This is a genomic window from Embleya australiensis, from assembly GCF_051903075.1.
GTDB lineage: Bacteria > Actinomycetota > Actinomycetes > Streptomycetales > Streptomycetaceae > Embleya.
Window position 1 is genome coordinate 6,387,958 of the sequence record NZ_CP182422.1, and the last position, 12,200, is coordinate 6,400,157.

Below are 12,200 nucleotides of genomic sequence, written 5' to 3' on the forward strand. Positions count from 1 at the left end.
TCCGGCCTCCGCCGTTTCGGCGGCCGCCGAACCGGATGGCCGAGTGTCGACGGCGCGGGTCAGTACGATGGAATTTCCGTCATCTGTGGGAGGAGTTCCCTTGCCGGACGAGGTCGCGCCCGTCGCGTCGTCCTCGGGGGATGCCGTCGAACACGCGGCTCCCTCGGACGACGCCACACGTGCCACACCGGGACCCGCGGGTCATCCGCCGGTGAGCGCCGGAGGAGCCGAGGAGGCTCCCGCCCGGGCCCGCGCCGACGCGCACGCCGAACCGCCGCAGAAGCGGCCCGCGGCTTCGGCCGAGCCGCCCGCGAACCGGCCCGGCGCGGGTGACACCCGCGGCCCCGCGTCCGAGGACAGCGCCGACGGTCCCCGCGGCAGCGACGGCCACAGCGGCCCCGCCGCCGGTGCGGCCGGACCCGAGGCTCGAGGCCCGCGACCGGTCGCCAAGGCGGCACCCGGCGCGGCGGGCGCCTCGCGCACCGGCGAGCGCTCGCGCTCGTTGCGGGTGGACGGGCCCAGCCGGGTCCGCGCCCGCCTGGCCCGCCTGGGTGTGCAGCGCAACAGCGTCTACAACCCGGTCCTGGAGCCGCTGCTGCGGGTGGTTCGGGTCAACGACCCCAAGGCCGACCTGCGCCAGATCGAGCGCGCCTACACCACCGCGGAGCGCTGGCATCGCGGCCAGCGGCGCAAGAGTGGCGACCCATACATCACCCACCCGCTCGCGGTCGCCACCATCCTGGCCGAGCTGGGCATGGACCCGCCGACGCTGATGGCCGGACTGCTGCACGACACCGTCGAGGACACCGACTACGGGCTCGACGCGCTGCGCCGCGACTTCGGCGACACCGTCGCGATGCTCGTGGACGGCGTGACCAAGCTGGACAAGGTCAAGTTCGGCGAGGCGGCGCAGGCCGAGACCGTGCGCAAGATGGTCATCGCGATGGCCAAGGACCCGCGCGTGCTGGTGATCAAGCTCGCCGACCGGCTGCACAACATGCGCACCATGCGCTACCTCAAGCGGGAGAAGCAGGAGCGCAAGGCCCGCGAGACGCTGGAGATCTACGCCCCGCTGGCGCACCGCCTGGGCATGAACACGATCAAGTGGGAGCTGGAGGACCTGGCCTTCGCCATCCTCTACCCCAAGATGTACGACGAGATCGTGCGCCTGGTCGCCGAGCGCGCGCCCAAGCGGGACGAATACCTGGCCCTGGTCACCGACCAGGTGCAGGGCGATCTGCGCTCGGCGCGGATCAAGGCGACGGTGACCGGGCGGCCGAAGCACTACTACTCGGTGTACCAGAAGATGATCGTGCGCGGCCGCGAGTTCACCGAGATCTACGACCTGGTGGGCATCCGGGTCCTGGTCGACTCGGTCCGCGACTGCTACGCGGCGCTCGGCACGATCCACGCGCGCTGGAACCCCGTGCCCGGGCGGTTCAAGGACTACATCGCGATGCCCAAGTTCAACATGTACCAGTCGTTGCACACGACGGTGATCGGGCCCGAGGGCAAGCCCGTCGAACTGCAGATCCGCACCTTCGACATGCACCGCCGCGCCGAGTACGGCATCGCCGCGCACTGGAAGTACAAGGCCGAGGCGGTCGGCGCCAAGGGCGCCGCGAAGACCGACACCAAGTCCGCGCGCAAGGGCGAGGACCCGGCCAACGACATGGCGTGGCTGCGCCAACTCCTGGACTGGCAGCGGGAGACCGAGGATCCGGGCGAGTTCCTGGAGTCGCTGCGCTTCGACCTCTCCAGCCAGGAGGTCTTCGTCTTCACGCCCAAGGGCGACGTGATAGCGCTGCCGGCCGGCTCGACCCCGGTCGACTTCGCCTACGCGGTGCACACCGAGGTGGGGCACCGCACCATCGGCGCCCGGGTGAACGGGCGGCTGGTGCCGCTGGAGAGCCGGTTGGACAACGGTGACCTGGTGGAGGTGTTCACCTCCAAGAGCGAGACCGCGGCGCCCAGCCACGACTGGCTCGGCTTCGTGAAGTCGCCCCGGGCGCGCAACAAGATCCGCCAGTGGTTCTCCAAGGAGCGCCGCGAGGAGGCGATCGAGCAGGGCAAGGAGGGCCTGACCCGGGCCATGCGCAAGCAGGGCCTGCCGCTGCAGCGGCTGATGTCGGGCGGCGGAGACACGCTGGTGACGCTGGCGCACGAGTTGCGCTACTCCGACATCTCCTCGCTGTACGCGGCGATCGGCGAGGGGCACGTCTCGGCGCAGACCATCGTGCAGCGCCTGGTCGAGTCGCTGGGCGGCGAGGAGGGCGCGACCGAGGACCTGGCCGAGGCGACCCGGCCGACCACCACCCGGCGCCGGCCGCGCTCGACCGGCAATCCGGGTGTGGTGGTCAAGGGTGTCGACGACATCTGGGTCAAGCTGTCCCGCTGCTGCACGCCGGTGCCCGGCGATCCGATCATCGGATTCGTCACCCGGGGCAACGGCGTCTCGGTGCACCGCCAGGACTGCGGCAACGTGGAGTCGTTGTCCCGGCAGTCGGAGCGCATCGTCGACGTCGAGTGGGCGCCGACCGCGTCCTCGGTGTTCCTGGTGGCGATAGAGGTGCAGGCGCTCGATCGGTCCCGGTTGTTGTCGGACATCACGCGCGTGTTGTCCGACCAGCACGTGAACATCCTGTCCGCGTCGGTGGCCACCACGCGCGACCGGGTCGCGGTCAGCCGGTTCACCTTCGAGATGGGCGATCCGAAGCACCTGGGGCACGTGCTCAAGGCGGTGCGCGGGGTCGAGGGCGTGTTCGACGCGTACCGGGTGACCAGCGGGCGGCAGCAGTAGCCCGTCACGGGGCGGGAGGCGGCGTCGGGAGGGTTTTCCGGCGCCGCTCGGTCTTGTCATCCGGGGGAGCGGGGCGGGGGGCTGTGGGCGCCGCTCGGGGCCGCAGCGATGCCTGCGGGCGAGGCGGCTTGGGAGCGGTCGATCGGGGTGTGACCGCAGGCGGGCCGCGAGCGCGGTGGGTTCGGTCGCGCCGGGACTTGCGGATCAAGATCGCCGGCCGCGAGGTGCCCGGGGTGCCGGCGCGTGGTCGAACCGCTTGGCGCGCGCCGACCGGTGAGGCGGACCTGCGAGGGACACGGGCGAGTGCGTCGTCTCGACGGCCGAGACCACGCGCTGGGGGTGCACGCGCCGCGAGGCTCCGTGCCTCGCCGCGCGAGCGAGCAGCAGGTCGGTACGGCACCCGCGCGTCGGACGTGGTCGGCTCGATAACGGGCCGACACCAGGCACGGGCGGACCCGGACCGGCTGATCGCCGATCCGGGTCCGCCCGTGCCTGGTGTACGTCGCCGCGTCGCGGCGCCGGCCGCGCCTACGCGAGGGATCCGCGTACGCGCGCGCCCGCGCGACTCGAACCGCTCGGCCCGGTGGGCCGGCCGTTCGACCCGCTCAGCCGGAGAACTCCTCCAGCGCCTTGTTCGCCTCGGCCAGCCACTCCGCGCGGGCCGCGATCGACTCCTCGGCCTCGCGCAGCTTGCGCTCGTTGCCCGCCGCGCGGGCCTTCTCCGCCTGCTGGGTGAGCTTGTCGATGGACGCCTGGATCTGGTCCACCGCCGCCTGCGCGCGAGCCCGGGCCTCCGGGTTCGTGCGCTTCCACAGCTCCTCCTCGGCTTCGCGGATCGCCCGCTCGACCGTCTGGAGCCGGGCCTCCATCCTCGGCCGGGCATCGCGCGGGACGTGGCCGATGGCCTCCCAGCGATCGTTGATCGAGCGCAGCGCCACCCGGGCCGCCTTGACGTCCTTCACCGGAAGGATCGTCTCGGCCTCGACGAGCAGCAGCTCCTTCGCGGCCTGGTTCTCCCGCTGCTCGGAGTCGCGCTCGGCGAACACCTCGCTGCGCGCCGCGAAGAACACGTCCTGCGCGGCCCGGAAGCGCTGCCACAGCTCTTCCTCGACGTCGCGCTGGGCCCGGCCGGCGGCCTTCCAGTCGTTCATCAGGTCGCGGTAGCGCGCGGCGGTGTCGGTCCAGTCGGTGGACGTGGACAGCGCCTCGGCCGCCTCGACCAACTTCTCCTTGACCCGCTTGGCGCTGTCGCGCTGACCGTCCAGCTCCGCGAAATGCGCCTTGCGGCGCTTGGCGAAGTTGGACCGGGCCTGGGAGAACCGGTGCCACAGTTCGTCGTCGGCCTTGCGGTCCAGGCGCGGCACGGCCTTCCAGGCGTCCACCAGCGCGCGCAGCCGCTCGCCGGCCGGTCGCCAGTCCGTGCTCTGGCCCAGCTGCTCGGCCTCGGCGACGATCCGCTCCTTGGCGCCCTGCGCCTCCTCCTGCGCCTTCGCGCGGGTGGCCTTGCGCTCCTCGCGCTTGGAATCCACCACGGTCACCAGCGCGTCCAGGCGCTTGACCAGCGATTCCAGATCGCCGACCGCGTTCGCGTCGACGATGCTCGCGCGCAGGCGCTCGATCGCGTGGTGGGCGTCCTTGGGCGCGAGGTCGGTGGTCCGTACCCGCCGCGCGAGCAACTCCACCTCGACGGCGAGTCCCTCGTACTTGCGCCGGAAGTAGGCCAGGGCCTCGTCCGGGGAACCCGCCTGCCACGAACCGACGGAGCGTTCACCGTCCGCCGTCTTGACAAAGACGTTTCCCTGCTCGTCCACGCGGCCCCACGGGTCGCTGCTCACAGCGGCCTCCTTCGATGCTGAATGCGGCGCACTCTACACAGGACCCCCCGGGCACGGGCCGGGCCGTGCCCGGGGAGTCGCGGTGGAACACGCGTGCGGTCGGTTGCTACTTGGCCACGGTCACGCTGTCGAGGACCACGTTCTCGTGCGGCGCGCCGTCGCTGCCGCCGTCCTCGGTGCCCGCGGCGGCGATCTTCTGCAGGACGTCCATCCCGCCGGTGACCTTGCCGAACGGGGTGTAGTTCGGCGGCAGTTTGCTGTCCCCGGTGACCAGGAAGAACTGGCTGCCGTTGGTGCCGGGACCGGAGTTCGCCATCGCCACCGTGCCCGCGGGGTAGGCCGCGGTGCCGTCCGCGCCGGCGGTGCCCAGGTTCTCGTCGACGAACTTGTATCCCGGACCACCCGTGCCGGTGCCGGTCGGGTCGCCGCACTGGAGCACCGCCAGGCCGCCCGTGGTCAGCCGGTGGCACTTGGTGTGGTCGAAGAACTTCTTGCCCGCCAGGAACGCGAACGAGTTCACCGTGTGCGGCGCCTTGGCCGCGTCCAGGGCGACCTTGACCTCGCCGCAGGTGGTCTTGAGCGTCATCGTGTACGCGCCGGCGGTGTCGATCGACATCGCGGGCTCCGCGGTGAACTGCTCCTTCGTCGGCTCGCCCGGCGCCGGCGCCGCACACGTCTTCGGCTTGGCGGCGGGCGGCGGCGACTGCGGCGCGGAGGGCTGCGTGCTCGGCGGAGTGTTGGCCGCGTTGGTCTTCTTGTCGTCCTTGTCGTCGTCACTCGTCGCCACCGCGAGCCACGCCCCGCCACCCGCCACCACGACCACCGCCGCGACCGCGGCGACGACCTGATTGCGTCGGCGCCGGCGTGCGTGCGCGGTCCCGCGTCGCTGCTGCTGGCGCTCGAACTTCTCGCGCGCGAGCTGTCGCTGGCGCTGCTGTTTGGTGACCACCGCGTGCTCTCCTGGATTCGAATGGTTCGAACGGACTCGATGTGGATGGGACTCGACCCGGACGGCCGTGCGACCGAGCCTGCGCCGGACGACGGCTTCCGGCACCGTGACGGGATCGGTGCACCGGTCCCGACCTGCGGTGATCCCACACGTGCGGAACCGGCCGCAGCTCGCGCACAGTCTAGGCACGCACCCCCGGAACCGGTTCGCGATCCGCCCCCGCGCGCCGGTAGTCTCGTATCCGATTCCCACGTCCGCCGCATACTTCCGTGCTTGCCCCCGTCGCCGGAAGACCCCGAGACCGAGAGGACGAACGTGATCGTCGCCGGGTTCCCCGCAGGGTCCTTCCAGACCAACTGTTACGTGGTCGCTCCGGGCGCCGGCGAGGAGTGCGTGATCGTCGACCCCGGGCAGGACGCGTTCGACGGCGTACAGGACATCGTCCGCGAGCACGGGCTGCGCCCGGTGGCGGTGGTGTTGACCCACGGGCACATCGATCACATGTTCTCGGTGGTGCCGGTGTGCGCCGAGCACAAGGTGCCCGCGTGGATCCACCCCGACGACCGCGACCTGCTCTCCGACCCGGCCAAGGGCCTGTCGCTCGGCGTGGGACAGCAGTTGTTCGGCGGGATGACCTTCACCGAACCCGAGGACGTGCGCCTGCTCACCGACGGCGCCGTGCTCGAACTCGCGGGCCTCGAGCTGACGGTCCATCATGCGCCCGGCCATACACAGGGGTCGGTGGCCTTCGGCACCCAGGGAAGCGCGGACGTCCCGCCCATCCTGTACTCGGGTGACCTGCTGTTCGCCGGCTCCATCGGACGCACCGACCTGCCCGGCGGCGATCACGCGCAGATGTTGCGCTCGTTGTCCCGGGTGTGTCTGCCCCTGCCGGACGAGACCGTCGTCCTGTCCGGCCACGGCCCCCAGACGACGATCGGCCGCGAGCGCGCGAGCAATCCGTATCTGCAAGAGCTGACGCCGCCCGCGGGACCGCACCGAGGAATGTGACGGATTTTCATACCGTGAGTACCTTCAACGCCCCCAAGGGCACCTTCGACATGCTCCCGCCGTACTCGGAGACGTTCAACCGGATCCGGATCCAGTTCGGCCTGGAACTGCGCGACGCCGGTTTCCAGTACATCGAGACCCCCACCTTCGAGGAGACCGGCCTCTTCCTGCGCGGCGTCGGTGAGTCCACCGACATCGTGACCAAGGAGATGTACACCTTCGAGGACCGCGGCGGCCGTTCGCTGACGCTGCGCCCCGAGGGCACCGCGGCGGTGATGCGCTCGGTGCTCCAGCACAACCTGTACGCGGGCCGACTGCCGGTGAAGTTGTGGTACTTCGGCTCGTACTACCGCTACGAGCGCCCGCAGGCCGGCCGCACCCGGCAGTTCACCCAGGTCGGCGCCGAGGCGATCGGCAGTGACGACCCGCTGGTCGACGTCGAGATGATCGCGCTGGCCACCGAGGGCTTCCAAAAGCTCGGCCTGCGCGACTTCCGGCTGCTGCTCAACTCGCTCGGCTGCCGCGAGTGCCGCCCCGTCTACCGGGCCAAGCTGCAGGAGTTCCTGCGCGCGCTCGACCTGGACGCGGAGACGCACGCGCGGATCGAGATCAACCCGCTGCGCGTGCTCGACGACAAGCGGCCCGAGGTGCAGGCGCTGATCGCCGATGCCCCGCTGATCACCGACCACCTGTGCGAGGCGTGCGCCGAACACCACACGTTCGTGCGCGGCATGCTCGACGAGTTGGAGATCGCTTACGAGGACACCCCGCGGCTGGTCCGGGGCCTCGACTACTACAACCGCACGACGTTCGAATTCGTGCACGACGGCCTCGGCGCGCAGTCGGCGATCGGCGGCGGCGGGCGCTACGACGGTCTGTCCGAGGACCTCGGCGGCCCCGACCTGCCCTCGGTGGGCTGGGCGCTGGGCATCGGCCGCACGATGCTCGCGATGGAGGCGGAGGGCCAGACCGTGGAGACCCCCGCCGACTGCGACGTCTACGGCGTGGCGATCGGCGACGCGGCCCGCCGCGCGGTGTTCGCCATGGTCACCCAACTGCGGATCGAGGACATCCCCGCCGACATGGCGTTCGGCGGGAAGAAGCTCAAGGGCGCCATGAAGGCCGCGTCGCAATCCGGCGCCCGCTACGCCATCGTCGTCGGCGATCGTGACCTCACCGAGGGCGTCGCCCAGATCAAGGACCTGTCGAACGGGGACCAGACCCCGGTTCCGCTCGACCAGGTCGTCACCGTCTTGAAGGAGAAGCTTCAGTGATCCGCACCCATGACGCCGGGACGCTCCGCGCCGAGCACGCCGGCCACACCGTGACGCTCGCCGGCTGGGTGGCCCGGCGGCGCGATCACGGCGGCGTGGCGTTCGTGGACCTGCGCGACGCCTCGGGCACCGTGCAGGTGGTCTTCCGCGACCTGGAGACGGTGCACAACCTGCGCTCCGAGTTCTGCGTACGGGTCACCGGCGACGTGCGGGTGCGTCCCGACGGCAACGAGAACACCGAGATCCCCACCGGGGCGGTCGAGGTCGTCGTGGACGACTTCGAGATCCTGTCGGAGGCGGCGCCGCTGCCGTTCCCGATCGAGGAGTACACCCCGGGCACGGTCAACGAGGAGGTGCGGCTCAAGCACCGCTACCTCGACCTGCGGCGCGCGTCGATGGCGCGCAACCTGCGGCTGCGCTCGAAGGTCACCCGGGTGATCCGCGAGGTGATGGAGGACCACGACTTCCTCGACATCGAGACGCCGTACCTGACCCGCTCCACCCCCGAGGGCGCCCGCGACTTCCTGGTGCCGGTGCGGTTGCAGCCGGGTTCGTGGTACGCGCTGCCGCAGTCGCCGCAGCTGTTCAAGCAGCTGTTGATGGTGGCCGGCATGGAGCGCTACTACCAGATCGCGCGCTGTTTCCGGGACGAGGACTTCCGGGCCGACCGGCAGCCGGAGTTCACCCAGCTGGACGTCGAGATGTCGTTCTGCGACGCAGAGGACATCCTGGCGCTGACCGAGAAGCTGATCGCGCGGGTGTGGCGCGAGGTGCACGGCGTGGAGATCGCGCTGCCGCTGCCCCGGCTGCCCTACGCCGAGGCGATGGCGCGCTACGGCTCGGACAAGCCGGACACCCGCTTCGGGTGCGAACTGGTGGACCTGACGGCCTACTTCGAGGGCACGTCGTTCCGGGTGTTCCAGGCCGAGTTCATCGGCGCGGTGGTGATGCCCGGCGGCGCCGCGCAGACCCGCAAGGAGTTGGACGGCTGGCAGGACTGGGCCAAGGCGCGCGGGGCGCGCGGGCTCGCCTATGTGCTGGTCGACGCGGAGACGGGCGAACTGCGCGGCCCGGTGGCCAAGAACCTGTCCGAGGAGCACCTGGCCGGGCTGGTCGAGGCGACCGGGGCGAGCAGGGGCGACTGCATCTTCTTCGCGGCCGGGCGGCGCACGGCGCAGCTCGAACTGCTGGGCGCGGCGCGGTTGGAGATCGCCCGGCGCGGGTCGTTGATCGACGAGTCGAAGTGGAACTTCCTCTGGGTCGTCGACTTCCCGATGTTCGAGCCGATCGAGGACGCGGCCGGCAACCACCAGGGCTGGCACGCGATCCACCACCCCTTCACGGCGCCGACGGCGGAGTGGCTGGACGGGTTCGACAAGAACCCGGGCGAGGCGCTGTCGAACGCGTACGACATCGTGCTCAACGGCACCGAGATCGGCGGCGGTTCGATCCGTATCCACCGTCGGGACGTGCAGGAGCGCGCGTTCGCGGCGATCGGGATGTCGGAGGAGGAGGCGCAGTCGCAGTTCGGGTTCCTGCTGGACGCGTTCGCGTATGGGCCGCCGCCGCATGGTGGGATCGCGCTGGGGTTGGACCGGTTGGTGGCGTTGTTGGGCGGGGCGGAGTCGATTCGCGATGTGATCGCGTTCCCGAAGACGGCTTCCGGTGGGGATCCGTTGACCGGGGCGCCGTCGCCGATCACGGTGCAGCAGCGGCGGGAGGCGGGGATCGACGCGAAGCCGAAGTCGGGGGCGGGGGACGCCGGTGCCAAGGGCGCGGGCGCGGCTGCTGACGCGGGTGCGGAGAAGGCGTAACGCCTGTCGGTGGATGTTGTGGGGCGGTCGGGCCAATGGCTCGGCCGCCCTTCGGCGTTGGGGGGTGTGTGGGGCGGGGCCGGGGTGTGTGGAGGCCCGGGCGAGGCATGTGGAGATGGGACGGGGCATGTGGAGACGAGACGGGGCATGTGGAGACGAGAGCGGGCGTAGGAAAAACGCTTCTGCACAGGGGAGAAGCAAGCGCGGGCGTCGGTGCCTACCTTGGAAGTCGAGCCGGTCGTCGGGATCGGTTCGCACTACCTCGGGGAGGCCGACACGGCGGTGGACTTGACCAAGCGGCGGGTGCCGGCGGAGTACGTGACGCGGTCGACCGTGCTGGGGCGCGGCTGGACGCAGGGCGCCATCGGGCGCTTCCTGACCGAGCCCGACGGGACGATGGCCAACATGCGATATCGCGGCTCGCCGCCGGTGCGGTTGTACGCGATGGCGCGCGTGCAGGCGATCGAGGGCACGCGGGAATGGCAGGAGTGGTTCTACGCGTCGCGGCGGCGGCGCGCGGCGGCGTTGGAGCGGGCGGCGAGCGGCGGGGCCGGCGACGGTGCAACGGGCGGAGGTGGTGCGCCCGTTGCCGTCGGGGCGGGGGCCGGGACCGAGGCCGAGGCGGGAGTTCGGGTCGCCTCGCATGTCGGAGGCGGGCGGGATGCTGGAGCGGGTCGAGGTCGGGGCTCGAATCGGGAGGTCGCATGAGCCACACCGTGCATATCAATCCGCTGCGGTGGTTCACCGACGGCGAGGGGGGCCTGGAGTTCGTCGAGTCGTTCGGCACGCCGGTGCCGGCCGACCTCCTGGAGGAGGCGCGCGCCGCGTCGTATCCGCAAGTCGGCGATCTGTTGGGCGTGTTGCGTGGCGAAGGGTTGTCGGCGCGCTGCTGGTTCAGTCTGTGGGTCGACGGCGCAGAGGTGGCCGATCCGCTCCCGGAGCGGCCCGGGGGTGGTGACGGCGATCATCTGGGCGGGCTCGCGCTGGCGGTCGCGGGTGAGCGCAAGCGGATCGGCGCCGACGAGCCGGCGTCCGGGCTGACCTGCCGGGCTCCGGGGGAGGGCGCGGTGGAGCGGGCGGTGGTCGCGCTGGCCGAGGCGTTCGGGCCGCAGGTGATGTGGGCCGGGGACGTGGGCGAGGTGGTGGTGGTACCGCCGGGGTGGACGGCCGACCGGGTTCGGCGCGGGCGGGCGGGGTGCGACATGGCCGATTCGTGAGGGATCTGCCCCTGTTCGTGGGGGCGGGGCATCTGGGAGCGTAGGCGCGGGAAGCCCCCGGGAGGGGGCGGCCACCCGACTCGTTCGACTGCTGGGAGCCTCGCCATGCCCTTCTCGCTGTTCGGTCGCAAGAAGTCGAAGCCCGCACCGGCCCCGGCGGCCCCGCCCCCGGTCGGCGCGACACCCTCGGCCACCGTGCGCAGCGGCAGCGGCTCGGCGGTCAGCCTCGACAAGATCGAGCGTTCCGCGCCCGGCCTGGTCAGCCTCTACAAGGCGGCCGGGGTCAGCCTGGAGAAGAACAGGCTGGCCGGCGTGCGGGCGGCGGTCTATCTGGTGCTCGACCGCTCGGGCAGCATGGCGCCGTTCTACAAGAACGGCAGCGTCCAAGCGCTCGCCGACCGGGTGTTGGCCGCAGCCGCGCACTTCGACGACGACGGCACCGTGCCGGTGATCTTCTTCGACACGAAGGCCTACGCGGCCGAGGAGATCTCGCTGGACAACTACGGGGGCCGCATCGCCGCGCTGCACAAGAAGCTCGGCCACATGGGCACCACCGACTACGTGTCCGCGATGGAGGCGGTGATCGCGCACTACCGCTCGTGCGGCGCGACCGACCCGGCCTTCGTGATCTTCCAGACCGACGGCGCGCCGAACAACGCCAAGGCCGCCGAGAAGGCTCTGTGCAAGGCGGCCGAACTGCCCATCTTCTGGCAGTTCATCGGCTTCGGCCGAGACGAATTCCGCTTCCTGCACCGCCTCGACGACCTGCCCGCCCCGAAGTACCGCGTCGTCGACAACGCAGGCTTCTTCGAAGCAGGCGCCGACCCCCGCCGCATGCCCGACGCCACCCTCTACGACAACCTGATGAACGAATTCCCCGAATGGCTCCAAACAGCCAAATCAGCCGGCGTCCTACGCTGACCACGCCGCCGGCGACCCCCCGGCCCAACGCCGGGCCGGGCCGGCGGCGGGCCATCGCGACAGGCCAGGTCCTCCGAGGAGCCTTCCCGGGTGGGTCGGGGCGTTTCCGGCGGGCGTTGTGCTTTTGGTTGCGGGTGGCTGGTGCGGGGCTGGTCAGAGTCGGCGGTGGGCCGCCGCCGGCGTGCGGGGCTCCGCGATTTTTTGGGGCTTCCGGCTAGGCGAGTGTGTGGCTCGGCGAAAACCGGTCGGCAGCGGCGGGCAGGGTGGTGGTCGGGTTGAGTTCTCCGGGCTGCCTTCCCGTGGGGCCGGGTGTTTCCGGCGGGCGGTGGGCGTGTGGGTGACGGAGGTTCACGAACCTGGATTGCGTGGGGTGCTGTTG

At 71.3% G+C, this 12,200-nt stretch carries 9 protein-coding genes; 7 read left to right on the forward strand and 2 right to left on the reverse strand.

All coding sequences use genetic code 11. The annotated features are described in order from the left end of the window. Window positions 1-100: 100 nt before the first annotated feature. Window positions 101-2,800, forward strand: a complete 2,700-nt coding sequence (locus tag ACMXN5_RS27435) for a RelA/SpoT family protein (protein ID WP_439677464.1) — start codon at window positions 101-103, stop codon at window positions 2,798-2,800. Between the two features lie 605 nt (window positions 2,801-3,405). Here the strand turns inward: ACMXN5_RS27435 and ACMXN5_RS27440 are convergent. Beyond that, window positions 3,406-4,635: a DUF349 domain-containing protein gene (locus ACMXN5_RS27440; RefSeq protein WP_439677465.1), complete on the reverse strand. Its 1,230-nt coding sequence runs from the start codon at window positions 4,633-4,635 to the stop codon at window positions 3,406-3,408. Window positions 4,636-4,741: 106 nt separating this feature from the next. Next, entirely contained in the window at window positions 4,742-5,584 is an 843-nt protein-coding gene (locus ACMXN5_RS27445) for a peptidylprolyl isomerase (protein ID WP_439677466.1), read from the reverse strand. 315 nt (window positions 5,585-5,899) lie between these two features. Between ACMXN5_RS27445 and ACMXN5_RS27450 the strand changes: the two genes are divergently transcribed. The 6 genes from ACMXN5_RS27450 (at window position 5,900) to ACMXN5_RS27475 (ending at window position 11,821) form a co-directional block, all read left to right on the forward strand. Continuing rightward, the gene (locus ACMXN5_RS27450) at window positions 5,900-6,595 is read left to right on the forward strand and encodes an MBL fold metallo-hydrolase (protein WP_439678093.1); all 696 of its coding nucleotides are present in this window, start codon (window positions 5,900-5,902) and stop codon (window positions 6,593-6,595) included. Between the two features lie 14 nt (window positions 6,596-6,609). Next, window positions 6,610-7,869, forward strand: coding sequence for a histidine--tRNA ligase (gene hisS, locus ACMXN5_RS27455; protein WP_395790988.1), 1,260 nt, complete (start codon window positions 6,610-6,612; stop codon window positions 7,867-7,869). After that, window positions 7,866-9,683: an aspartate--tRNA ligase gene (gene aspS, locus ACMXN5_RS27460; RefSeq protein WP_439677467.1), complete on the forward strand. Its 1,818-nt coding sequence runs from the start codon at window positions 7,866-7,868 to the stop codon at window positions 9,681-9,683. The genes hisS and aspS overlap by 4 nt, the downstream gene beginning before the upstream one ends. 213 nt (window positions 9,684-9,896) lie before the next feature. After that, window positions 9,897-10,391 carry a hypothetical protein gene (locus tag ACMXN5_RS27465; protein WP_439677468.1) on the forward strand — a complete coding sequence of 165 codons (495 nt, stop codon included), beginning with the start codon at window positions 9,897-9,899 and terminating at the stop codon, window positions 10,389-10,391. Then, complete coding sequence (locus ACMXN5_RS27470) at window positions 10,388-10,900, forward strand: hypothetical protein (RefSeq protein ID WP_380010245.1); 513 nt, start codon at window positions 10,388-10,390, stop codon at window positions 10,898-10,900. Before ACMXN5_RS27465 ends, ACMXN5_RS27470 begins: the two co-directional genes overlap by 4 nt. 105 nt (window positions 10,901-11,005) lie before the next feature. Then, a complete protein-coding gene (locus ACMXN5_RS27475) occupies window positions 11,006-11,821 on the forward strand; it encodes a vWA domain-containing protein (protein ID WP_380010242.1) in 816 nt (271 codons plus the stop codon). Window positions 11,822-12,200: the final 379 nt, after the last annotated feature.